The 24951-nt window shown below is 33.0% G+C and carries 22 protein-coding genes; 9 read left to right on the forward strand and 13 right to left on the reverse strand.

Annotated elements, in window-relative coordinates; translation table 11 throughout:
* Positions 1 to 116: 116 nt before the first annotated feature.
* The gene (gene pflB, locus KKQ79_RS12210) at positions 117 to 2342 is read right to left on the reverse strand and encodes a formate C-acetyltransferase (protein ID WP_213190370.1); all 2226 of its coding nucleotides are present in this window, start codon (positions 2340 to 2342) and stop codon (positions 117 to 119) included.
* A gap of 416 nt (positions 2343 to 2758) precedes the next feature.
* Between pflB and scpA the strand changes: the two genes are divergently transcribed.
* The 3 genes from scpA (at position 2759) to meaB (ending at position 6476) form a co-directional block, all read left to right on the forward strand.
* Entirely contained in the window at positions 2759 to 4882 is a 2124-nt protein-coding gene (gene scpA, locus KKQ79_RS12215) for a methylmalonyl-CoA mutase (protein WP_213190371.1), read from the forward strand.
* Positions 4883 to 5095: 213 nt separating this feature from the next.
* Complete coding sequence (locus KKQ79_RS12220) at positions 5096 to 5308, forward strand: DUF2281 domain-containing protein (protein WP_213190372.1); 213 nt, start codon at positions 5096 to 5098, stop codon at positions 5306 to 5308.
* Between the two features lie 181 nt (positions 5309 to 5489).
* A complete protein-coding gene (gene meaB, locus KKQ79_RS12225) occupies positions 5490 to 6476 on the forward strand; it encodes a methylmalonyl Co-A mutase-associated GTPase MeaB (RefSeq protein ID WP_213190373.1) in 987 nt (328 codons plus the stop codon).
* 1 nt (position 6477) lies between these two features.
* Here the strand turns inward: meaB and KKQ79_RS12230 are convergent, their stop codons facing one another.
* The gene (locus KKQ79_RS12230) at positions 6478 to 7008 is read right to left on the reverse strand and encodes a DUF4251 domain-containing protein (RefSeq protein ID WP_213190374.1); all 531 of its coding nucleotides are present in this window, start codon (positions 7006 to 7008) and stop codon (positions 6478 to 6480) included.
* A 152-nt stretch (positions 7009 to 7160) separates the two neighbouring features.
* On the opposite strand from KKQ79_RS12230, the gene KKQ79_RS12235 reads away from it, so the two are divergent.
* Positions 7161 to 7970, forward strand: coding sequence for a M48 family metallopeptidase (locus tag KKQ79_RS12235; protein WP_213190375.1), 810 nt, complete (start codon positions 7161 to 7163; stop codon positions 7968 to 7970).
* 77 nt (positions 7971 to 8047) lie between these two features.
* Positions 8048 to 8362: a hypothetical protein gene (locus KKQ79_RS12240; protein ID WP_213190376.1), complete on the forward strand. Its 315-nt coding sequence runs from the start codon at positions 8048 to 8050 to the stop codon at positions 8360 to 8362.
* A 65-nt stretch (positions 8363 to 8427) separates the two neighbouring features.
* On the opposite strand, the gene KKQ79_RS12245 is transcribed toward KKQ79_RS12240, so the two are convergent.
* The 7 genes from KKQ79_RS12245 to pgi are packed head-to-tail and all read right to left on the reverse strand — an operon-like array spanning position 8428 to position 15276.
* A complete protein-coding gene (locus tag KKQ79_RS12245; protein WP_250131248.1) occupies positions 8428 to 9063 on the reverse strand; it encodes a porin family protein in 636 nt (211 codons plus the stop codon).
* The gene (locus KKQ79_RS12250) at positions 9038 to 9862 is read right to left on the reverse strand and encodes an ABC transporter ATP-binding protein (RefSeq protein ID WP_213190377.1); all 825 of its coding nucleotides are present in this window, start codon (positions 9860 to 9862) and stop codon (positions 9038 to 9040) included. The genes KKQ79_RS12245 and KKQ79_RS12250 overlap by 26 nt, the downstream gene beginning before the upstream one ends.
* A complete protein-coding gene (locus KKQ79_RS12255; RefSeq protein WP_213190378.1) occupies positions 9862 to 10611 on the reverse strand; it encodes an MlaE family ABC transporter permease in 750 nt (249 codons plus the stop codon). Before KKQ79_RS12255 ends, KKQ79_RS12250 begins: the two co-directional genes overlap by 1 nt.
* Before the next feature lie 59 nt (positions 10612 to 10670).
* Positions 10671 to 12038 carry an exopolysaccharide biosynthesis polyprenyl glycosylphosphotransferase gene (locus KKQ79_RS12260; protein ID WP_213190379.1) on the reverse strand — a complete coding sequence of 456 codons (1368 nt, stop codon included), beginning with the start codon at positions 12036 to 12038 and terminating at the stop codon, positions 10671 to 10673.
* Between the two features lie 37 nt (positions 12039 to 12075).
* Positions 12076 to 12666 (reverse strand): 7-carboxy-7-deazaguanine synthase QueE, encoded by a 591-nt coding sequence (locus KKQ79_RS12265; protein ID WP_430982102.1) that lies wholly within the window; start codon positions 12664 to 12666, stop codon positions 12076 to 12078.
* Positions 12667 to 12708: 42 nt separating this feature from the next.
* Positions 12709 to 13596, reverse strand: coding sequence for a bifunctional 5,10-methylenetetrahydrofolate dehydrogenase/5,10-methenyltetrahydrofolate cyclohydrolase (locus KKQ79_RS12270; RefSeq protein WP_213190381.1), 888 nt, complete (start codon positions 13594 to 13596; stop codon positions 12709 to 12711).
* 39 nt (positions 13597 to 13635) lie between these two features.
* Entirely contained in the window at positions 13636 to 15276 is a 1641-nt protein-coding gene (pgi, locus tag KKQ79_RS12275) for a glucose-6-phosphate isomerase (protein ID WP_213190382.1), read from the reverse strand.
* A 126-nt stretch (positions 15277 to 15402) separates the two neighbouring features.
* Between pgi and KKQ79_RS12280 the strand changes: the two genes are divergently transcribed.
* A complete protein-coding gene (locus KKQ79_RS12280; RefSeq protein WP_213190383.1) occupies positions 15403 to 15855 on the forward strand; it encodes a hypothetical protein in 453 nt (150 codons plus the stop codon).
* A 2-nt stretch (positions 15856 to 15857) separates the two neighbouring features.
* On the opposite strand, the gene KKQ79_RS12285 is transcribed toward KKQ79_RS12280, so the two are convergent.
* From KKQ79_RS12285 to lon, 4 genes are all read right to left on the reverse strand, one after another.
* Positions 15858 to 16787, reverse strand: coding sequence for a DUF4349 domain-containing protein (locus tag KKQ79_RS12285; protein ID WP_213190384.1), 930 nt, complete (start codon positions 16785 to 16787; stop codon positions 15858 to 15860).
* Between the two features lie 194 nt (positions 16788 to 16981).
* On the reverse strand, positions 16982 to 17278 hold the full coding sequence (locus KKQ79_RS12290) for a type II toxin-antitoxin system RelE/ParE family toxin (RefSeq protein ID WP_245993137.1): 297 nt from the start codon (positions 17276 to 17278) through the stop codon (positions 16982 to 16984).
* On the reverse strand, positions 17263 to 17496 hold the full coding sequence (locus KKQ79_RS12295) for a hypothetical protein (RefSeq protein ID WP_069800337.1): 234 nt from the start codon (positions 17494 to 17496) through the stop codon (positions 17263 to 17265). The genes KKQ79_RS12290 and KKQ79_RS12295 overlap by 16 nt, the downstream gene beginning before the upstream one ends.
* A 98-nt stretch (positions 17497 to 17594) precedes the next feature.
* Positions 17595 to 19985, reverse strand: coding sequence for an endopeptidase La (lon, locus tag KKQ79_RS12300; RefSeq protein ID WP_213190385.1), 2391 nt, complete (start codon positions 19983 to 19985; stop codon positions 17595 to 17597).
* A 331-nt stretch (positions 19986 to 20316) separates the two neighbouring features.
* Here lon and KKQ79_RS12305 point away from each other — a divergent pair, with 331 nt between their 5' ends.
* The 3 genes from KKQ79_RS12305 (at position 20317) to KKQ79_RS12315 (ending at position 24898) form a co-directional block, all read left to right on the forward strand.
* Positions 20317 to 22458: a SurA N-terminal domain-containing protein gene (locus KKQ79_RS12305; protein ID WP_213190386.1), complete on the forward strand. Its 2142-nt coding sequence runs from the start codon at positions 20317 to 20319 to the stop codon at positions 22456 to 22458.
* Between the two features lie 129 nt (positions 22459 to 22587).
* The gene (locus KKQ79_RS12310; RefSeq protein WP_213190387.1) at positions 22588 to 23532 is read left to right on the forward strand and encodes an MlaD family protein; all 945 of its coding nucleotides are present in this window, start codon (positions 22588 to 22590) and stop codon (positions 23530 to 23532) included.
* 34 nt (positions 23533 to 23566) lie between these two features.
* Entirely contained in the window at positions 23567 to 24898 is a 1332-nt protein-coding gene (locus KKQ79_RS12315; protein ID WP_213190388.1) for a 4Fe-4S dicluster domain-containing protein, read from the forward strand.
* The last annotated feature ends 53 nt before the right edge of the window (positions 24899 to 24951 follow it).

The raw sequence follows: 24951 nt of genomic DNA on the forward strand, positions 1-24951 counted from the left end.
ATCAAAATTACACCTTTTAGGGACGGGGAAATTAATTTTGATGAAATTCATATTCTTAAAAAAAGAGTTAAGAAATTTCTTAACTCTTCTTCAAGATAATTGATGTTATATATAAATTAGAAACATTCTGTGATGGTTCTGTTGATGACATCTAATTGTTGTTCTTTAGTTAACTTGATGAAATTCACTGCGTAACCAGAAACTCTAATGGTTAATTGAGGGTATTTTTCTGGATGTTGCATTGCATCTTCTAACAATGAACGATTGAAAACATTTACATTCAAGTGGTGACCTTTTTGGTTGAAATATCCGTCTAAAAGTCCAACTAAATTTCCTTGTTTTTCGTCTAATGTTTTTCCTAAAGTTTCAGGCGTAATTGCAAAAGTGTAAGAAATACCATCTTGAGCGTGTTCGAAAGGTAATTTAGCAACAGAAGCGAGTGAAGCTACTGCACCTTTTGTGTCTCTTCCGTGCATAGGATTTGCTCCCGGTCCGTAAGGCTCACCTTCTCTTCTTCCGTCTGGTGTATTTCCTGTTTTTTTACCGTAAACTACGTTTGAAGTAATGGTAAGAACAGATTGTGTAGGAATTGCATTTCTGTAAGTTTTTTGTTTTCTTACTTTGTTCATGAAAATTTCTACAATTTCTGCTGCGATTTTATCAGTATTATCATCGTTATTTCCGTAAGGAACGTAAGGTTTTTCTACTACATAGTCTACTGCGATTCCGTTTTCGTCTCTTATTACTCTTACTTTTCCGTATTTCATCGCTGCAAATGAATCGGCAACGATAGAGATTCCTGCAATTCCACAAGCTTGAGTTCTGATAACATTTACGTCGTGAAGTGCCATTTCATAAGCTTCGTAAGAATATTTATCGTGCATGTAGTGAATAATGTTCAATGCTTGGATGTAAGTTTCTGCTAACCAATCCATCATTTTATCAAACTTATTCCAAACATCATCGAAATCTAGATATTCGCCTTCTACTTTTGGCATTTCTGGAGTGACTTGAACTTTGGTTAATTCATCAATGCCACCATTTATTGCATATAATAAAGCTTTAGGTAAATTAGCTCTTGCTCCGAAATATTGCATTTGTTTTCCTAAAGTCATCGGAGAAACACAACAAGCAATTCCGTAATCGTCATTAAAGCAATCTCTCATTAAATCATCATTTTCGTATTGAAGAGATGAAGTATCGATAGAAACTTTAGCGCAATATTTTTTCCAGTTTTCTGGTAATTTTTCGCTCCAAAGAACAGTTAAGTTTGGTTCTGGAGATGCACCTAAATTGTATAAAGTGTGTAATAATCTGAAAGAGTTTTTGGTTACATAAGAACCGCCGTCTTTATTCAAACCACCAATTGATTCTGTTACCCAAACTGGATCACCAGAGAAAAGTGAATCATATTCTGGAGTTCTCAAGAATCTGATGATTCTTAGTTTCATTACGAAATGGTCAATCAATTCTTGAGCTTCAATTTCTGTAAGAACACCTCTTTTAATATCTCTTTCAATGTAAATATCTAGGAAAGTAGAAACTCTACCAATAGACATTGCAGCACCGTTTTGGTCTTTAGTAGCTGCTAAATAAGCGAAATATAACCATTGAATAGCTTCTTTAGCATTGGTTGCAGGTTTAGAAATGTCAAAACCGTAAGATTCTGCCATTTTTTTAAGCGCTTTCAATGCATTGATTTGCATAGTGATTTCTTCACGAAGTCTTACGATTTCTTCGTTCATACCATCACAATCCATGTTTTCGAAATAGTCTTGACGATCTTTAATTAAGAAGTCCACACCATATAAAGGAACTCTTCTGTAGTCACCAATAATTCTACCTCTTCCGTATGCATCTGGTAAACCAGTTACGATTCCAGAATTTCTAGCTTTTCTAATCGGTGAATTGTAAGCAGAGAAAACACCTTCGTTATGAGTAACTCTATATTTTGTATAAATTTCTTTAGTTGCTTCGTCTAATTCATAACCGTAAGCTTTTAAGCCATCTTCCACCATTCTAATTCCGCCATTTGGGAAAATAGCTCTTTTTAGAGGCTTATCAGTTTGAACTCCTACGATTTTTTCTAAATTTTTATTGATATAACCAGCTCCATAAGCATCAATCTGAGATGGTTTCTTGGTTTCAGCATCATAAATTCCTTTTTCTCTCTCTGCTTTGAACATTTCAGATAGTTCTGCCCAAAGTTGATTGGTTGCTTCAGTAGCAGGAGTTAAGAAGCTTTCGTCTCCGGTATATTCTGTGTAATTGTTTCTAATAAAATCACTTACGTTAATTTCCTTTTGCCAAACTCCGGGTTTAAAACCAATAGTTGCTTCCATAATGTTAATTTTTTGTTTGTTTCTAATTGTATTTTGGGCTTATTTTCCTTGAAATTTTAGTCATCAATAGGTTAAAAAAGCGAAGCAAAGTTAGGAAGATATTTTGCCCTAGAACAACGATTAATCATGATATAAATTAGGGTTTCGTTTGATTTTTTGAATAGAAAAATAGCACTTTGATAGACCGAATAAGTAATGTTGGCGAATTATTTTGATTAGAAGTTAATAAATTTAATTAAAATGAAAATAATTGTCAGTTTTAAATAAAATTAATAAAAATTCGATAAAAATATCTATATATGTTTGTGAAAAATCAAATTTTACATTTTTTGCTGTCAAGGAGCCCAAATCGCCTAAAATTTCACTTTTTTTTAAAATTAAAAATATCGTAAATTTACTCATCGAAATTTCATGAAATGAGAACGAAAATTCAAAACGTAAATCCCGATTTTAAAAATTTTGGATTTACTTCTAATACAGAAAATTATTCTTTTGAAAAAGATGGACTTCAACTAAAATCTTCTTACACTTCTGAAGATTCAGAAGTTTTAAAATCAAAAGGTTACAGCGCAGGAATTGCTCCTTATTTGAGAGGACCATATTCTACGATGTACGTTCAAAAAACTTGGACGATCCGTCAGTATGCAGGTTTTTCTACCGCAGAAGAATCCAATGCTTTTTACAGAAGAAACCTTGCGGCCGGACAAAAAGGACTTTCTGTGGCTTTCGATTTGGCAACGCACAGAGGTTATGATTCAGACCATCCTAGAGTAGTAGGAGATGTTGGAAAAGCAGGAGTTGCCATAGATTCTGTGGAAGATATGAAAATTTTGTTCAATGAAATTCCATTGGATCAAATTTCGGTTTCCATGACCATGAATGGAGCAGTTTTACCGATTTTGGCATTTTATATTGTTGCCGCAGAAGAACAAGGTGTTTCTCAGGAACAACTTTCGGGAACTATCCAGAATGATATTTTGAAGGAATTTATGGTGAGAAATACTTACATCTATCCACCAGAACCTTCTATGAAAATTATTGCTGATATTTTCGAATATACTTCTCAAAATATCCCGAAATTTAATTCGATTTCTATCTCAGGTTATCACATGCAAGAAGCAGGAGCAACTCCAGTTTTGGAAATGGCTTATACACTTGCCGATGGTTTAGAATATGTAAGAACGGGGATAAAAGCAGGGATGAATGTTGATGATTTCGCGCCGAGATTGTCATTTTTCTGGGCAATTGGAATGAATCATTTCATGGAAATTGCCAAAATGAGAGCCGCTCGTTATATTTGGGCGAATCTTTTGACGCAATTTAATCCTCAAAATCAAAAATCTTTAGCACTAAGAACACACTCGCAAACATCTGGATGGAGTTTAACCGAGCAAGAACCGTTCAATAACATTACCAGAACAGCAATTGAAGCGCTTTCTTCCGCTTTAGGAGGAACACAGTCTCTTCATACGAATGCTTTAGACGAAGCGATAGCTTTGCCAACAGATTATTCTGCAAAAATTGCGAGAAATACTCAGATTATTCTTCAGCAAGAGTCTGGGATTTGTGATGTTGTCGATCCGATGGGTGGAAGTCATTTGGTAGAAGCTTTGACTCAAAAAATGATTGAGGAAGCTCAGAAATATATCGACGAAGTAGAACAAGAAGGCGGAATGACGAAAGCAATTGAAGCAGGAATTCCGAAGATGAGAATAGAAGAAGCCGCAGCTAGAAAACAGGCGAAAATTGATAGCGGTGAAGAATTTATCATTGGTGTAAATTCTTTTAAAACCAATCAAAAGCAGCCAGAATTTGAAATTCTAGACATTGACAATACGGAAGTTCGAAGAAAACAAATCGAAAGATTAGAAAAAATAAAAGCAGAACGAAACGCAGAAAAAGTAGAAGAAATTTTAACAGAAATTCGTGAAGCGGCTAAAAATAGAGACAAAAATCTTTTGGCACTAAGTATAGAAGCTGCGAGAAGAAGAGTAACTCTTGGTGAAATTTCAGATGCTTTAGAAAGTAATTTCGGAAGATATAAAGCCAATATCAAAACCATTTCAGGTGTATATGCTATGAATGCTAATAAAAATGAATATTTTGAAAAAGCGGTGAGGCTTACTCAAAAATTTGAGGACCAAGAAGGTCGTAGACCAAGAATTATGGTTGCCAAAATGGGACAAGATGGTCATGACAGAGGTGCAAAAGTAGTAGCAACAGCCTTTGCAGATATGGGATTTGATGTAGATGTGGCTCCGCTTTTCCAAACGCCAGAAGAAGTGGCGAAACAAGCCGTAGAAAATGATATTCATATTTTGGGCGTTTCTTCTTTAGCAGCAGGTCATAAAACGCTGGTTCCACAAGTGGTAGACGAACTCAAAAAACTAGGTGCAGATGATATTACGATTGTAGTAGGTGGTGTAATTCCACAGCAAGATTATGATTTCTTGTATGCAAATGGGGCTGATTTTATCTTCGGACCTGGAACGAACTTGCCGAAATCTGCGGTGGAGATTTTGGAGAAGTTTTTGGGATAAAAATTTTGTTGGATGCGTGATGTAGGAAGCAGGAATTTTTTCTGAAATCTAAAAATTTAAAATAATTTATATAAGGAAATCATTTTTTGGTTTCCTTTTTTTATTTAAAAACCTAACAAAAATCACTGAAATCATTCATATCACTTTATGAGGTGTGTTAAGCGGATTGGCGTACCTTTATACCACCAAAAAAAGCCTAAAAACCCAATTGAAATGGAATTAACCACATTACAAAAAATTAATAATCTGATAAAAGATTTGCCAGATTATTTAGCAGAGGAATTATTGGAGTATATAGAATACTTGGTATATAAATTTCACAAAGACGAAGATTTAAGTGACGAACAAAAAAGAGTAATACTGAGAGGTCTAGAAGACATAAAGTATGGCAGAAGTCATTTAGATATTCCGGCAGAGACAGAGTAAAAGTTCTTCATATCAAATCAAATTTTTTCATAAAAGCTTCAGGTTTCTGAAGCCTTTTTCGTTATGGCATTTTTCTAAAATTCTAACAGAAAAAAAGTGTAGAAATTCTATTTTGATTTTCTTTTAAAGCAATTTTAAATTTTTGGAAAATAGTTTGAAATACTTTCTTAATTTTGTTAAGATGAAATTTTCTACAGAAGAACTTTTACAAGGAATATTAGCCCAAGACAAAAGAATTCTTGGGAAAGCCATTACTTTAATCGAAAGTAAAAAGCCAGAGCATAGAGTTTTGGCTGAAGAACTGCTGAAAAAAATCCTGCCTTATACCGGAAAATCTGTAAGAATAGGAATTACTGGAGTTCCTGGTGCTGGGAAATCTACATTTATTGAAAGTTTTGGAAAATTTGCAATTTCTCAAGGCAAAAAAGTTGCTGTTTTAGCCATTGACCCAAGTTCTTCGGTGAATAAAGGTTCCATTCTAGGAGATAAAACCAGAATGGAAGAATTGGCAAAAGACGAAAACGCATTTATTCGCCCTAGTCCAAGTTCTGGATTTCTAGGCGGAGTTGCCAATACTACTTTTGAAACTATGCTTATTTGCGAAGCTGCTGGTTATGATTACATTTTGATAGAAACGGTAGGAGTTGGTCAATCAGAAGTTTTGGTTGCGGATATTTCGGATGTAATTCTGATGCTAAAAGTAGTAGGAACTGGAGATGAATTGCAAGGCATCAAAAGAGGTTTGATGGAAATGATAGATGTTATTTTCATCAATAAAGTACATGAAGAAAATCTAAAAGAGGCCAGAATGCACCGTTCAGAATTGATTCACGCATTGCAGTTTCAGCATCCAAAAGAAAAAGATTGGAAAGTGCCTGTTTTGTTAGGTTCCGCTCTTCATAACGAAGGTTTAGATGAGGTTTACGAGAAAATAAGTGATTTCATTTCTTTAAAAATAAAAACAGGAAGGCTAGAAGAAGTAAGAAAAATTCAAGCCGAAAAACGTTTTGAATATTGGGTTCATCAATATATTTTAAGTGCAACTAAATCTACCAATGAACTTGAAAATCAGTTCGAAAGTCATAAAAAAAATGCTTCAGAATTGAAATCTAATCCAAGTTCTGAAGCCAAAATTTTTGTAGAAAGTTTATTGAATAAAAAACTTTAAATTATTTCTTAGAAATTTCATTTTTCATCAAGTAGCCATTATAAGAAATGGGTTGTCTGTCGTTAGAATCTATAGAAACGTAGGCACTACCGTTTTTATAAACTTCTATGTAAATTACTCTTACATGATCTACATCTTTAGGCGAAATGGTATACACTAAATTCCCTTTTTTGTTAAGAATTTTACTCAGTGTAAAATCTTTAGAAGTAAAACGGTAACTGTTTTTAGAAGTGTCATAACTTGGATTAAACATTCTGCCAAAGTATGGCAAAGTCACATCTAGCTCTTTTTCTTTCAAAACCACAGTATAACCATAATCTAAATCTAGCATTCTAGCCGAATTACCATTTGGCATAGAATTCATCACATTGATTACATCATAGTTGGTAGGATTGGCTCTTTCTGCCATAAAAATAAACTGATTAGAAGTTGTAATTTCTTCTAAAGTTTTGGGGTCTATATTGATTTGTGACGTACACGAATATAAAAAAGAGAGTAATCCAAAGAAACTCAAATAAATTAATTTTTTCATAATATAGTGGGTGTTGAGTTAAACTATTAATTATCAATACAAATTTAATGCAAAACTATCACGATTTAATTTCTTTTTTATATAATTTCTACATAATTGTGAATGGAATAAAATTTGTTTTAAATTTGCTTCAAGTATTAAATCACATAAAAATGAAAATAAAAACTATTATCGCTACCGGAGCTGTTTCTTTAGCATTAGTTGCTTGTGTAACGAATCCAATTACAGGTAGAAAATCTGTACAAATTGTAGGAAATGACCAACTTTCTGCAATGGGAGTGCAAGAATATCAAACTGCGCTTTCTAAAGCTAAAGTTATCACTAATACTACTGATGCAACTCGAGTAAAAAATGTAGGAATTAGAATAAAAAATGCTGCAACTAATTATTATAAAAGCATTGGTAGAGAAGCAGATTTGCAAGGGTATAACTGGGAGTTTAATTTATTAGAAGACAAACAGTTAAACGCTTGGTGTATGCCTGGTGGAAAAGTAGCTTTCTACACAGGAATTATGCCCGTTTGTAAAGACGAAACAGGTATTGCTGTAGTAATGGGACACGAAGTTTCTCACGCTCTTGCAGGTCACGGAAATGAAAGAATTTCTCAAGCAATGATTGCACAATATGGTGGTGCAATTGCTGGTGGTGTGATTTCGAATGATAAATTACAACAAATTTTTCAAGTTGCATATCCAATTGGAGCGCAAGTTGCACTTCTTAAATATGGAAGAAGTCAAGAATTAGAAGCAGATCAAATGGGATTATATATCATGGCAATGGCTGGATATGACCCAAGACAATCACTACCTTTCTGGGAAAGAATGGAAGCTCAAGCTGCCAATTCACAAAGACCACCAGAATTTTTATCAACTCACCCAAGTCCAGATACTAGAAGATCAGACTTAAATAAACATATGACCAAAGCGCTTGAATATTACAAGCAAGCTGGTGGAAAAATGTAAATAATTTAAAATAATAACAAAAACCTTCTTAAATTTTTTTAAATTTGAGAAGGTTTTATTTTAAAAATACGTTAAAAATGAAAAATTTAACAATTATAGGAATTATCCTTTTAAGTATTTCTGGATTGCTGTTTTATATGACCACCAATTTAGAAGTAGAAGAATTTACACTTTCTCACTTTATGGGAATAATGGGAGGCGTAGGAATTGGTTTAATTATAGGAGGAATTGTAGGATATGCAAGTAAAGGCTCTTCTATAAAAGCGGAACAAAAAAGAAAAGAATTACAAAGATTGCAGCAAGAAAAGATAGAAATAGAAAAGCAAGCTGCTGAGTTAGCGCAACAAAATGTAAATCCAACTCCTAATAATTCTGATAATAGTAATCTATAAAATGAAAAATCTCGGCTGCGAAGCAGCCGAGATTTTTTATGTTTTTAATAAATTTCCTTAATTTTTTAGAAATTTAAACCAACTCCGAACATTAATAAACTCGGTCTGTTGTCATATCTAATTTCATCAATAGAAGAAGATGTATTTGTATTAATGAATTTTCTTTGGTCATTGCTAAATGCACCTTCGTATCTTGCAGAAACTACCAATTTAGAAATAGTAACCTGTGCCCCGAATTGATAGCCTAAAGTAAATTCTTTCGTAGCATTTTCTTTAAAATCATTATATTGATTATCTGTAGAAAGGTTGTAAGATGCTACAGGTCCTGCATAAATACCTAGTGTTTTTCCTAATACATTATATCCTACTAAAACAGGCAAATCTGCTCTGTTGTTTTTAACTGTAATGGTAGTGTTAGTTCCTTCTACTGTAAAATCTTTACTAAAAGTAGTGTAATACAATTCTGGTTGAATAAAAATTCCAAGAGGGGTATCAATTTTTAGTGAAATACCTGCGTTATAGCCTACGTTATTCTTTCCTTTGTCTTCGTATGCATCTACAGTTCCATTTTTTATGTTTTCCCAAGTAGGATCACCAGTTTGGTAAATAACATTGGCTTTCGCTCCGAAAGTTACCTGCGAGAATGACAGCAATGATGCCGTTACAAATAATGTGCTAAATATTTTCTTGATCTGTTTCATTTTCTATTGTTGTTATAATGTTATCTATACTTGTTTTATTGATTTTGATAAGATATTCTCTTAATTCTTTAAATAATTCTGAAGAATAAACGAAATCTATCAGGTAATTATTGTCTGAGGTGATTAAAATATCTTTTGTTCCTTCCCATTCTTTAATTCCTTTTCTCAAGTATACAATTTTCTCGCCAATTGTCATTACAGAATTCATATCGTGAGAATTGATAATCGTAGTGGTATTATATTCTTCGGTGATTTCTGCAATTAAATCATCAATTATGTTTGCGGTAAAAGGGTCTAGCCCAGAGTTGGGCTCGTCACAAAACAAATATCTTGGGTTATTAACAATTGCTCTCGCAATCGCTACTCTTTTTTGCATTCCTCCTGAAATCTCAGATGGAAATTTTTTTTCTGCATTTTCTAAGTGAACTCTACCAATTACTTCTTTCACTCGTTTTTTCTTTTCAGTAAAAGTAAGGTTGGTAAACATATCTAGAGGAAACATAATATTGTCTTGAACCGTCATGGAATCAAACAATGCGCTTCCTTGAAATACGGTTCCTATTTCTGCTCTCACTGCCTCTTTTTCTTGACGAGACATGCCTACAATATCTCTTCCGTCAAATAAAATATGTCCGCTGGTTGGTTCAAAAACATTCAGTAAACTTTTTAGAAAGACCGTTTTTCCTGAACCAGACTGTCCTATCACTAAGTTTACCTTTCCAGTTTCGAAAGTGGTGGTAATTCCTTTCAGAACTTCTACACCATCAAAACTTTTTCTTAAATCTTTTACTTCTATCATTAGCTTAAGAACATTTGTGTTAATACTAAGTTAGCAATGATGATGGCTACTATAGTCCAAACTACAGCTTGTGTACTTGCCCTACCTACTTCTAAAGATCCTCCACTTACTTTATAGCCAAAAAAAGCAGGGATGGTAGCAATAAGGAATGCAAATACAGCTGTTTTTAAAAATGCATACCAAATATAAAATGGTGGCATATACATTTGAATTCCTGAAATATAGTCTGCTTTAGACCAGTTTCCTGTCGCAATACCTGCAAGATGACCTCCCCATATTCCAAAAACCATACTTATAGCAATTAGCAATGGATTGAAAATTACACTTGCTAAAATTTTTGGTAAAATCAAGAAATTTGCAGAATTTACTCCCATAATATCTAAAGCGTCTATTTGCTCTGTAACTCTCATTGTTCCAATACTCGAAGTAATATAAGAACCTACTTTACCGGCTAGAATTACAGAAATAATTGTAGGGGCAAATTCTAGAATTAAGACAACTTTGGTAGCATAACCAATAAAAGGAGCGGGAATGGGTATAGAAGAATTTCTAAAATTATTATACATCTGTATTGCGATTACAGCTCCTACAAATATTGAGGTAAATAAAGTGAGTCCAAAAGAATTTACTCCCAAGTCATTGATTTCTCTCATGAGAAGTTTAAAAAAAACTTGCCTTTTTTGAGGTTTTTGAATTACTTTTCCTAATAGTAAAAAGTATTGTCCTATTGCGCTTAAAAGTTTTAACATAACCGTGCGAAGTTACATTTTTTAGGATTAATAATTTTATAGAATTTCAATTTATTGTTCTAAATGGCTTTCTGGTCTCCTTTTATTACTAATAAAATGGTTTTAAGAATTATAACTGCATCTAAAATGATACTCCAATTTTTCACGTAGAATGAATCCGCAATAATTCTTTTTTTCATTTCTACTTCCATTTCGCCAGTGTCACCACGCAAACCGCTTACTTGTGCAAGTCCCGTAATGCCAGGTTTTACTAAACTTCTCACCGAATATCTTCCAATTTTTGCCTTGTAAAATTCATCAATTAATAACATGTGAGGTCTAGGTCCTACTACAGACATATCTCCTCTTAAAACATTAATGAATTGAGGCATTTCGTCTAAACTGGTTTTTCTAAGAAATTTGCCAATTTTAGTAATTCTACTATCATTTTGTGAGGTAGTCTTGGTGGTAGATTCTTCATTTTCAATCATGGTTCTGAATTTGAGACATTCAAAAATTTCATCATGAAATCCATATCTTTTTTGTTTGAAGAATACACTTCCTTTACTGTCTAATTTGATCAATAAAGCAAGGATGGGGAAAAGCCAAGTCGCAATAAAAATTAAAACCAAAAGCGAGAATAAAATATCAAAACTTCTCTTGATAATCGCATTACTATAATAGTGCAAAGGAAATTTCGAAGGCGTTAAAATCGGTTGAGTTTCTATGTATCCCAAATCATATTGGAAAAAATCGTTTTGAATAGCACTTGGAATTAATGAAATTTTTATCTTATCATTTTCTGCTTCTCTATTGATCTCTTCAAGTAGTTTTTTGCTTAAATGATTTTGAGTAGGAATAAAAACGGTGTGAATTTCTTTTTCCCTCCAAAAATTTTGAAGCTCTGTAATATTAATTTCTTCATTGGGAAATTCATAAACTCTATAACCATAATCTTTACGTTGCGTAACAATATCTTTTAAAATTTCAGAAGATGAATTTTCTGCGATAAACATTACATTTCTGTAGTTTCCACCTTGTGCTCTAATGTACTTTAAGGTAAAGAAAATGAATGACTTAACCAAAAATAAAATAATGAAAAGCGTAAACGTAATCCAGAATCTTTCATACTTCAAAAATTCATTATTGCTGACTCTGGCTAAAAGTACAATTCCCAATAGAAAGATGAAAATATGAGTGACAATACGCTCTACATAAAGTGTATACGTAAGGTTTCTAGGAATGGAATACAATTTTGTCCTTCCACTTAAAAGAATCCAAAAAAGACTTAATAGCAGAAGTGACAAAACGTTTTCTTCTGTTCTTGCTTTTTCTAAAACATATTCATGTCTCATCAGAAAAAAGAACACAAAAACAGCAGCCACGATTAAAATATCGAGGATTATGATAGCGCTTTTAAAATATCTAGAGTATCTTAATTTCTGCATGTTTTAGAAAAAAAAGTCCTTACAAAGTTGCTAAATTTTATGGAATATTAAGATATTTATGTGTTTGTACAGAAGCTTGCCATTTAGGATTTGCCAAAATAAAATCGGTAATCTTAGGATACATTTCGTTTCTTTTGCTCCATTCACTTTGTAGATACAGTTTACAATCTTCTGAAACTTTTGCAGCTTGTTCTTCAGCGAAGGTAAAATCATGGTTGTTAAATACTATGATTTTCAACTCATTAGCTACTTTGTAAATTTCTTCTTTTGGTAAGCCTGTTTTCTTTGGAGAAAGCGTAATCCAGTCCAGTGTTCCGCTCATATCATAAGCTCCAGAAGTTTCGATGTGAATTTGGCAGCCTAATTCTTTTAATCTTTTGGTCAAAATTTCTAAATTCCACATCAGTGGTTCTCCTCCTGTTAGAACAATGGTTTTGCAATAACTTGCTGCAATTTCTGCAATTTCTACGGTATCCATCAAAGGATGTAATTCTGGGTCCCAACTTTCCTTCACATCACACCAATGACAACCAACGTCGCAACCGCCTAGTCTGATGAAATATGCAGCTTTTCCTGTGTGAGCTCCTTCTCCTTGTAAAGTATAAAAATGCTCCATCACTGGGAGCATTTTTCCTTCTTTCAATAATATTTCTTTTGTTAAATCCAATTCTTAATCTTTATAAATCGTGTGTTTGTATGCTAAAATAGTATTTTTTAATAACATCGCTCTTGTCATTGGTCCCACTCCTCCTGGAACTGGAGTAATCCAACTTGCTTTTTTCTCACAACTAGCAAAATCTACGTCTCCTACAATTCTATAACCTTTTGGTGCATTAGCATCTTCTACTCGGGTAATTCCTACGTCTACAATCACTACACCATCTTTAATCATATCTTCTTTTAAAAATTCTGGATCTCCTAATGCAGTAATCACAATGTCTGCATTTTTGGTAAATTCTTCAATGTGTGGAGTGTAAGAGTGCGTTACCGTAACCGTAGCATTTCCTGGAAAATCTTTTCTTCCCATTAAGATAGACATCGGTCTTCCTACGATTTTACTTCTACCGATAATGACACAGTTTTTACCTTTGGTTTCGATGTTATAACGTTCTAATAATGTAAGGATTCCAAAAGGTGTAGCTGGTAAAAATGTACTCATTTCGAGTGCCATTCTTCCAAAATTTTCAGGGTGAAAACCATCTACATCTTTATGAGAATTAATCGCCATGATTACTTTTTCTTGGTCCATCTGTTTTGGTAAAGGCAACTGAACGATGAATCCGTCAACTTCTGGATCTACATTGAGTTCTGCAATTTTTTCTAAAACTTCTGCTTCAGAAGCGGTGCTCGAAAATCTGTAAAGTGATGAGGTAAATCCTACTTCTTTACAATCTTTTATTTTGCTGGCAACGTAAGTTTCGCTCGCGCCGTTGTTTCCTACTAAAATTGCTGCGAGATGAGGTGCTCTTTTGCCGCTTGCAATAATTTTTTCTACGTCTGCTTTAATTTCAGCCTTTATTTCTTTAGAAACTTTTAGACCGTCGAGAATTTGTGCCATGTTTTTTCTTTTTATTTACTTTTTAGATTTATTCCAAATTTACTTATTTTCTTTGAAATAGTTTATTAAACCATTTGTAGAAGAATCATGTGAGTTTACTTTATCATTATCAGTAAGTTCTGGTAGAATTTTTCCTGCTAACACTTTTCCTAATTCTACACCAAATTGGTCAAAACTAAACACGTTCCAAATCACACCCTGTACGAAGATTTTGTGTTCGTAAAGTGCGATGAGTTGTCCTAGTGAAAAAGGAGTTAGTTCATTGATAAAGAATGAATTAGTAGGGGTGTTTCCCATGAAGGTTTTGAATTTTACTAATTTTTCAATTTCTTCTTCAGATTTTCCTTCTTTTACCAATTCTGCTCTTGCTTCGTCTTCGCTTTTTCCGAATGCAAGTGCCTCAGTTTGAGCGAAAAAGTTCGCTAATAATTTTTCTTGATGGTCTGAAACTTCGTTGCAAGATTTTACATAAGCGATAAAATCTGCAGGAATGAGTTCTGTTCCTTGGTGAATCAATTGATAGAAAGCATGTTGACCATTTGTTCCAGGTTCTCCCCAAATAATTGGGCCCGTTTGATAAGTTACATATTCACCATTTCTGTCTACTGATTTTCCGTTAGATTCCATATCTCCTTGTTGAAGATACGCTGCAAATCTATCTAGATATTGAGAGTAAGGTAAAATAGCATAAGAGCTTGCATCAAAGAAATTTCTGTACCAAATTCCCAAAAGCCCCATTAAAACAGGAACGTTTTCTTTGAAATCTGCCGTTTGGAAATGCACATCGGTTTCATAAGCTCCTTTCAATAAATTTTCAAAATTTTCATAACCCACTGCTAGAACGATGCTTAAACCAATAGCGCTCCAAAGTGAATATCTTCCGCCAACCCAATCCCAGAACTCGAAAATATTTTCTTCTGCAATTCCGAACGCTTTAACTGCTTGAATATTAGTAGATAAAGCTACGAAGTGTTTCGCTACATCTTCTTCTTTTCCAGCTTTTAAGAACCAAGATTTTGCAGAATTTGCATTGGTCATGGTTTCTTGAGTGGTAAACGTTTTAGAAGCTACGATGAAAAGTGTAGTCTCAGGATTTAAGTTTTTCACTACTTCTGCCATGTGATTTCCGTCTACATTCGAAACGAAATGTACATTTAATCTTGTTTTAAAATGCTTAAGCGCCGAAACTACCATTACAGGTCCTAAATCTGAACCTCCAATTCCGATGTTTACCACATCAGTAATTTCTTTTCCGCTGAAACCTTTGTGCGCTCCTGAAATTACTTTTTCGGAGAAAGCTTTCATGTGATCAAGAACTTTTTTGATTCCTGGTTTTATGTTTTCGCCGTCTACAAGAATTTCTTTGTCAGAAAAATCTCTTAAAGCAGTGTGAAGTACCGCTCTTTTTTCGGTTTCATTTATTTTTTCACCAGAAAACATAGCGTTAATGGCAGCTTTCAATTGTGTTTCTTCTGCCAATTGAAGCAATAAATCAAATGCTTTTTGGTCAATTAAATTTTTAGAAAAATCAAAAAGATAATTTTCTTTTTTTACTGAAAACTGTTGGAAACGATCAGTGTTTTCTTGAAAAAGTGTTCTTAGGTCAAAATCATTTTGTGCAAAATGTTCGTTGAGTGATTTCCAAGCTTGTGTGTTTTCTGGATTTATTTTTGGTAACATAATTCTTTTGGTTTAAGGTTTAACAACTAAAATTTACAGTTTTATTCATCTTCATAAAACGGACAAAGTCCGTGCAAATTTACGCAAAAATAAAAGCCCCGAAAAATTTCAGGGCTTTAAGATTTTATGAATTTTGTTATCTTTGAGAAAAATAATAACGTGATTTTTCAAATACTTTTATCTTTTACGGTAATCTCTTTAGGTTTTGTTTCTTTTTTCTATTTTACAAGATTGGTTGACTTCAATAAAAATTATTTATATCTTTCTCTAGGCTTACTTTTTTTGACTGTTTTGTGTTTTTTATTTTTTGAAAAATTTCAGCAAGAATTTCCAGCTTTCAAATTTGCATTGATTTTAATGTTTTCTTTTGCGGTTCCCATTTTATTTTTCATGAGAAAAATTATGGATTTCAGAATGAAAAATTTCACAGAAAGTAATAATCAAAATAAAGGATTACAAAACTTATATACTCATTTTAAAAAACTAGAAGAATATGCTTTTGCCTTCTTTTTAGTGATGATTGTCTTTTATCAAATCTTAATAATTTGGGTTCCTAAAATTACAGAAAACATTCATTAGTATCACTTTTTGACATTCTCAGATTTTGAAATTTTTTTCGGGAAGATAATAGTCGTAAGGTTATACTTTACAAAATAAATTACAATTAGAATTCCTAAAAATAAAGGCCAAAAATTCAGTAAGAAAACGAAAAATTTTTGCACGAAATAAAATCCGTTAAGTAGAGAAGATTTCGCTTCGTAGAAGAAATTGACTTGGTATTTATTGTCGTAAAATTGGGTGTTGGTAATGGCAATTTCGGCGATTCTTACTTTTGGTTCTTTAATGTAAATATCTACAGTACTGTACTTTATATTATCTGCAAGATTTAGATTTTCAATTTGTTGTGTATTATTTTTCTCTTCGTTTTCTTCGGTGAGGTTTGCTTTCTTTTCATTGTTTTTAATTTGAGAAATAACTTCGCCCGTTTTATTGATTTTTTTCAATTCAAGTTCTGCAATTTTAGCATTATTGGTAACATCTTCAGCCAAAATAATTCTGGTATTCAAGAAAAGTTTTCGGTCATTTACAGAAGTGAGAAACGCACCTAATTTTTCCGAAGGAACTCTTACTTGCATTTTGTTATAAGAATTGAATTTTCTGAGTAAAACCGCATTTTGGTCAGAAGTGTTATAGGTTTCTTCTTCGATAACTTGACTTTGTAATTCACTTTTGGTAACAAATCCGCCCAAATTTTTTAGTGCATTTTCTATGTGAACTGTGGCTTCGTAAACGTCTTTTACTTCCATGCTGACTTCTGCAGTTTTTACAAATTTTTTGTCTGGAATTTGTTGAGAAGCAGCGTAAGAAACTTCATCTTTTTGAATAGAAGTAGAATCTGCAGTCATGGCAGCGCTTTCGTATTCGGCATCTACGCTTTCAGATTTTTGACAAGAAAATAATCCCGCTAAAATAAAAGTTGCGAAAACCAGTTTTTGAAATTTTGTGTTCATTGTTTAAGGTTTTTGTGGTTAGACTTCCTCAAAGTTGAGCACAAGATTCTTGTAAAGTTTGTAAAAGTGGTTTTTTGTTTTTGTAAACTTGGTTTGCAATAGAAGTTGCAGAATTTCAGTTGTTTGTAAAAAAAACAACAACCCGCAAATTTGCGGGTCTTATCATTTAAGTTTTTTTTAAAATCTATCTGATTTTATTTCAAAGCTAAAGTTTTAGGATTCTTTTTTCCGTGTCTTATTGTCAAAACATGAAGATTTCCTTTTTCTATTTCATAATAAAGTAGATAATCTCTGATAATTTTAACATAAACGTTTTTGATATCCGTTTTTCTACCAATTTTTGGGAATTCTAAAATAAAAATGAGTTGTTCTTGGATTAATTGATTGAGTTTTAAACTGTAAATGTTTGATTTATTTCTGTTTACCCAATATTCAAGAATTTCTATAAGTTCAGATTTTGCTTTAGGTGACCAAATTATTTCTCCAGCCATGATGTAATTTCTTTTTGAACATCTTCATTAGAAATTCCATCTCCGTTTTTAATCTGATTTTGTGCTTCTTTTACAGCCTCTTTTTCTTCTTTATTAGTAATGTAAAGAGACTCATCTGCTTGAAATTTAAGTAATTGCATAATTTCTTTAAGTCTTACTTTATCAGTAATACCTGCAATTTGATTGATTAAATTTAATTTTAATTCAGCAGTGCTCATTTTTAGAAATTTATAATATCAAAATTAAAAAAATATTGCCACGAATCCACAATTTTTTATAAAATTAAAAATGATTTGTGAATTGGTGGCAAAACATTCTATTTTTCAATCGCTAATTCCACTACTTCTTTCATGGTTTTCACGTAATGAACTTTCAGATTTTTAAGATAATTTTGGTTGATTTCTAAAACATCTTTTCTGTTTTCTTCACATAAAATTACTTCTTTAATTTCGGCTCTTACTGCGGCCAACAATTTTTCTTTAATTCCGCCAACTGGAAGCACTTTTCCTCTTAAAGTAATTTCGCCAGTCATTGCTAAATGTGGTTTTACTTTTTTATTCAAATAACTAGAAACCATACTCGTTAGCATTGCAATTCCTGCACTTGGTCCATCTTTCGGAGTCGCACCTTCTGGAACGTGAACGTGGATATTTTTATTTTCAATATCTTCTAAGGAAATGCCTAAACTTTCATGTTTTGCTTTGATGTATTCTAGCGAAATGGTTGCCGATTCTTTCATCACATTTCCTAGATTTCCTGTCATGGTAAGATTGCCTTTTCCTTTACTTAAAATGCTCTCTATGAACAAGATATCGCCACCAACTGAAGTCCAAGCTAAGCCTGTAACTACACCTGGAACATCCATCATTTCTGAGAAGTTTTTAGACATCGGAACACCTAAGATTTCATCAATTTTCTGAATGGAAATTTTCGGGTCGTATTCTTTATTCATGGTAATTTGTAGCGCAACCCAACGAGAAATTTTGGCGATTTGTTTTTCTAAATTTCTTACACCGCTTTCTCTGGTGAATGCTTCTACTACGTGTGCAATTTCTTTATTTCCTAGTTTATAAGCGTCTTTTTGTAGGCCAGTTTCTTCCATTTGTTTTTTAATCAAATGGCGTTTTGCGATTTCTACCTTTTCTTCAATCGTATAACCCGAAAGTTGAATAATTTCCATTCTGTCTAACAATGGCGTTTGAATGCTAGAAAGCGAATTGGCTGTAGCAATGAACATTACTTTTGACAAGTCGTAACCAATTTCTAAGAAATTATCATAAAAACTGTGGTTTTGTTCTGGATCTAGAACTTCCAAAAGTGCAGAACTAGGGTCGCCATGCATTCCTTGTCCAAGTTTGTCTATTTCATCTAAAACGATAACTGGATTAGATGTTCCCGCTTTTTTGATGGCTTGCAATAATCTTCCCGCCATTGCGCCGATGTAAGTTTTTCTGTGTCCACGGATTTCTGATTCGTCATGCAAACCGCCCAAACTCATTCTTACATATTTTCTGCCAAGAGCATCTGCAATAGACTTTCCGAGGGAAGTTTTACCAACTCCAGGAGGACCCACTAAACACAAAATCGGAGATTTCATGTCGTTTTTTAATTTCAGAACTGCCATGTGTTCTAAAATTCTTTTTTTGATGTCTTCTAAACCGAAATGGTCTTTATTCAAGATTTTTTCCGCTTTTGGAATATCAAAAATGTCTTTAGAATAAGAATTCCAAGGTAAATCTGTGAAGAAATCTAAATAATTTCTCTGTACATTATAATCTGGCGAATTAGGATTATGGCGTTGAAGTCTTTTCAGTTCTTTCTCGAAATGTTCCTGAATTTCTGGTTTCCAAGAAATTTTTTCTGCTTTTTTCTTCAGTTCATCTACATCGGTTTCCGTTCCACCGCCTAATTCTTCCTGAATGGTTTTAATTTGTTGGCTCAGGAAATATTCTCTCTGTTGTTTGTCTAAATCGCGAGAAGTTTTTTGATGAATTTGATTTTTCAATTCTAATCTTCTGAAATCATCATGCATCAGTTCATAGCATAATTCTGCGCGCTTCATCAGTGATTTTTCTTCCAGAAGTTTTTGTTTGTTTTCCGAAGAGAAATTTGCATTTACACAGATAAAATTTAGTAAATCTTCTTGTCCTTCAATATTTCTGATGGCAAAATTAGCTGCGCCAGGAATATTAGGGTCTATTTCTATGATTTTAATTGCTAAATCCTTGATGTTATCAATCAAAGCTTCATATTCTTCTTTCTTTTTGGTAGAAGAATCTTTTAATTTTTCTATTTCTGCGGTGAAATAAGGTTCGGTTTCAATGAAATTTTTCACTTTGAAACGCTGAACTCCTCTCGTGATTGCAGAAATATTACCATCAGGAAGTTTGATGATTTTTATGATTTTAGCAATAGTTCCTATTTGGTAAAGGTCTTTTTCGGTGGGATTTTCTTGTTGAGAGAGTTTTTGACTCAAAATTCCTATCAGTTGACCATTTTTTTGTGCTTCTTCTAATAATTTAATAGACTTTTCTCTTCCTGCAGTGATTGGGATAACCACTTTCGGAAACATCACCATATTTCTAACAGGTAGAATCGGGAAAATCTCTTGCGCTTTTTCTTCTTTGGTTTGTTTTTCTTCGTTTGCCACGATGCTAAAATTTTCGTCTAAAAAATTTTCAAAAGCGATATCTTCTATTTCAATCATAATCTAAAAATTAGAATGACAAATTGTCATTTTTAAAGTATATAAATCAATTACCAAGACAAGATTCGAAATTTTCTTGCCTAAAATAAAGAGTACTGTAATATTCGCAATAGCTATGCCAAGAGTTTTTATGGACAAATTTTCCTTTTTTTATTCTAGAAAACTGAACTGATTTTCAAAGTGGTGGTCGATTGTGAAATATTTGCCAGATAGACTTCTGTAAAGTCCTTTAAAAAAATAAATATAAACGAATGAAAATGAGTGATAAAATTTCTCTATTATCTTAAAATTATGTATTTTCGCACACTGATTTTAAATACTTATATATAAAATGTCAATTACAGCTTCAATAAGAAAGAGACCTTGGCTATTATTAGGAATGATTATTATTGCACTTTTAGCATTTTTAATTAATCCTGAAAGCATGGACAAAATGTTTGGTCAAAATCCAAATATTTTGGGAAAGGTAAATGGTGAAGAAATCACTCGTGATGAATTTAATGACCAATTAAGTTTGTTACAACAACAATCTCAAGGGCAACCACAGCAAGGCTTAGAAGAACAGGCTTGGCAAATCTTGGTGCAGTCTAAATTAATCAAACAACAGTTTGATAAAATGGGGTTAAAAATTACAGATGAAATTTTCTGGAATCAATTACAATTTGACCCAATGTTTTCTAAAGAACAGAATCCACAAAATTTTGACGAAAAAGGAAACTTTAAAGTTGCTGAAATTAAAAAGCAAATTGAAGAACTTAAAAATAATGGCGACGTAAACCAATATAATGAATGGCTAAAAGCTAAAAAGGCTATCGAATACAGAATGATGGCAAGACAGCTTTTTGCAAACGTTACTGCAGGAATTACAGCCAACAAAAAAGAAGCTGCTGAACTAATGAAGCAAAGAGACGAAGTTGCTGATATAGACTTCGTGAAAGTAGATTATGCTGCTTTTGCTGCTAAAAATCCAGTGAAAGTAACTACTGAAGATTTAGCAAACTATATCAAAAAACATCCTGTGATGTTTAAATCTGAAGCTGCTAGAAACTTAGGAATTGTATATTTTCCTGCAAAACCAAGTGCAGCAGATGATGCTTTAGCTCTTAAAGAAATCAACAAACTTTACAACGAAGGTGTAGATAATGGAAATGGCTTAGAAAGTTTCAAAAATACTCCGAACGATTCTATGTTCGTAGAATTAAACTCTGAAGCACAAATTAAATATTCATTTGTTTCTGACCAAGAAATTCCTCAAGAAGCGCAAGCTTTTGTAAAAGGAGCTTCTGTAGGTCAATTCTTCGGACCTTATAAATCAGGTGACAAATATTATGTAACCAAATTAGTAGGAAAGAGCAGCGCTACCATGCCTAAACACATTTTGTTTGCGTACAAAGGCGCAATGAGAGCAGATGAAAAGCAAACTAGAACCAAAGAAGAAGCTAAAAAATTAGCAGACAGCATTGGTGCATTAGTAAAAGCTGATCCATTGAAATTCAACGAATATGTGCAAATGTCTGATGAGCCAGGTGCTGCGCAAAGAGGAGGCATGTTAAGTTGGATTTTAGATAATGATAATAATTACGCTAAACCTTTTGGAGATTGGGTTAAAGGAAACGCAAAAGGAGCTGTAGGTGTGGTAGAAACTGATTTTGGTTATCATATTATTGTTAACGAAAATAAAATGCCAGTTTACAAAATTGCAAACTTAGCAAAAGACATCAGAGCTTCTAAAGAAACCGAAAACAAAGTATATACAGAAGCAAATACTTTCATTCAGTCTGTTCAAGGAAAATCTTTCAATGATTTTGCAAACGGAGCGAAAAAGAAAAATTTCAATTTCCAAAATCCTAAATCTGTAAAAAGATTCCAAGGTCAAATCCAAGGTTTAGGAACAGATAAAGATGAAGAAATTTTAGCTTGGGCTTTCAATAAAGAAAGAGAAAAAGGAGAAACCAATATCTTTACTACTGGTAATGGTGACTACATCGTAGTATACTTAAACGGTAAACAAGAAGCGGGAATTGCAGATCCAGAATCTGTAAGAGAACAAGTAGAACCAATTGTAAGAAATCAATTATTAGCGAAAAAAATCACTGAAAAAATTACTGCAAGCAAAGCAACAACTTTAGATGCAATTGCTAAATTGTTTGGTACGACTAAACAATCTTCGCAAGTAAGTTTATTCTCTCCATTTGTAGGAGGTGCTATGGAAGCTAAAGTTGCTGGAGCTGCATTTGGTGTTAAAAAAGGTAAAATCTCTAAACCAGTAGAAGGTGCAACTGGAGTTTTTGTAGTAACTCAAAAAGCGGTTAAGCTAAACAAACAACCAGGAGACGTTAAACAAATCATGCAAGCAATTCAACAACAAGGTGCTCAAATGTTTAGCCAATCATTAATGAAGAGTTTACAAGACAATGCTAAGATAGAAGATTACAGAATTGAAGTATGGGATAAAACTTCTCAAGCTCAATAATTCTTCTCAAAAATATTTAAAAGCGACTTTTTCTAGAAAAAGTCGCTTTTTTTATAACAATCTGCAGAAATATTGAAACTACCATTACTTCAAAAAGTAGTATATTTGCGCATAAAAATTCATAAAATTGTGAAATACACTAAAGAAATAAAAGCAGGTTTAATAGCACTTTTAGCTATTGTAGGATTCGTTATTCTTTTCCAGTTTATGAAGGGGAAAAGTTTCTTTACATCAGATAATATTTACTACGCAAAATTTGACAATGTAGACGGTTTAGAGCAGTCTAATCCAGTTTCTATCAACGGTTTGAAAGTAGGACAGGTAGATAAAATTCTTCCTCAAACAGCTAAAGACGGAACCATTTATTTTGTGGTTAAAGTTTTAGTGGATAAAGGTTTTAATTTTTCTAAAAATTCTACTGTAGAAATCTTTGAACCGGGAATTATGTCTGGTAAACAAGCAAGAATTCATTTGGTTTATGATAAAGCACCTTTTGCTAAAGATGGAGATACTTTAAGAGGAACTTTTCAATCTTCTTTGATGGCAAGTTTATCTTCGCAAGTAGGCCCTGTAAAAGACCAAGTACAAAGTGTTTTAACTAAACTAGATTCTACAATGGCAGCGACCAATAAAATTGTAGACGAACAAAACAGAAGAGAAATTAAAATACTTTTGGCAAGTCTCAACCAAACAGTTGCTTCTTTCAAAAATACTTCTGACCAAACCAATAGATTATTGGCTTCAAGTCAAGGTAGAGTAGAGAATGTACTTGATAATGCTAATAAAACTATGATTTCTGCCAATGCTGCTGTAGAGAAATATGGAAAAGTTGCAGAAAGTATTGATACGAAACAGCTCAATCAAACAGTAGAAAGGCTTTCAGAAGTATCTAATAAACTCAATCAAGTGATTTCTGGGATTAATAATGGAGAAGGAAGCCTTGGTAAACTGGCTAAAGATGAGGAATTATACAATAATCTCAATAAAACCTCAGAGAACCTTAATAGTCTAATTTTAGACCTTAAAGAAAATCCTAAGCGATACATAAATATTTCTGTTTTTGGTAAGAAATAATTAACGTATTTTTGAAAAAGAGAAAAAAATAACTATGCAATATCTAGACAATATTTTATTCCTTGTTTTACTCATTGCTGGTTTCGGTCTGTTTTTTAAAAGTTTAAAAGAAATTTACCGAAATATAAAACTAGGAAGAGAAATCAATCGTTCTGATAACCCTTCAGAAAGATTGAAAACAATGGCAACTGTTGCTCTCGGGCAAAGCAAAATGAAAAAACGCCCAGTTGCAGCATTCTTGCACATGATTGTTTACGTAGGTTTCGTGATTATCAATATTGAATTGATTGAAATCATTGTAGATGGAATTTTCGGAACGCACCGTTTCTTAGCTTCAATTTTTGGAGATACACTTTATGGAATTTTTACTGCTACATTAGAAATTTTAGCTGCGCTAGTAGTTATTGCTGTAGTGGCATTCTTCATCAGAAGAAATGGTCTTAAAATTCCTAGATTATCTTCTATCGACCTAAAAGGTTGGCCAAAAAATGATGCCAATTGGATTTTGGTGATAGAATTTTGCTTAATGATGGCTTTTTTCAAAATGAATGCAGCAGATTGGTTGCTTCAGCAAAATGGCGTTTTAGCAGCACACGGAAGTTTCCCTGTTTCATCTAACCTTATTGCACCGATTTTTCAATCTTTCGGTTTCAGTGATGGGTTTTTACATTTCATAGAAAGAGGAGCTTGGTGGTTCCACTTTGTAGGAATTTTGTTCTTCATGAACTATTTATATTATTCTAAACACCTTCACATCATTTTTGCATTCCCGAATACTTGGTATGCTAATTTGGAGAAAAAAGGTAAATTCAATAATTTAGAATCTGTAACTCAAGAAATCAAATTAATGATGGATCCTAATGCAGATCCTTATGCAGCGCAACCAGAAGGAGCAGAACCTCCTGCAAAATTTGGCGCTGAAGATATTTTTGATTTGAATCAAGTTCAGTTACTGAATGCCTATTCTTGTACAGAATGTGGAAGATGTACTGCGGTTTGTCCAGCAAATATTACCGGTAAAAAACTTTCGCCACGTAAAATTATGATGTCTACCAGAGACAGAGTAGAAGAAGTAGGCAAAAACATCAACAAAAACGGAAAATTTGTAGATGATGGTAAAAAACTCTTAAACGATTATATTACCAAAGAAGAATTATGGGCTTGTACAAGTTGTAATGCTTGTGTAGAAGCTTGTCCAGTTCTTATAGATCCACTTTCTATCATTTTTGAAATGCGTAGATTTATGGTGATGGAACAATCTGCAGCTCCACAAGAACTCAATATGATGATGACGAATGTAGAAAATAATGCTGCACCTTGGCAATATAATCAAGCAGACAGATTAAATTGGGCAAACGAAAATTAATGTGACAATGAGATGATGTGTTGATGCGAAAATTAGCACGTCAGCAAATTAAC

The sequence above is a fragment of the Cloacibacterium caeni genome (assembly GCF_907163125.1).
In the GTDB taxonomy this organism is placed as follows: Bacteria; Bacteroidota; Bacteroidia; order Flavobacteriales; family Weeksellaceae; genus Cloacibacterium; species Cloacibacterium caeni_B.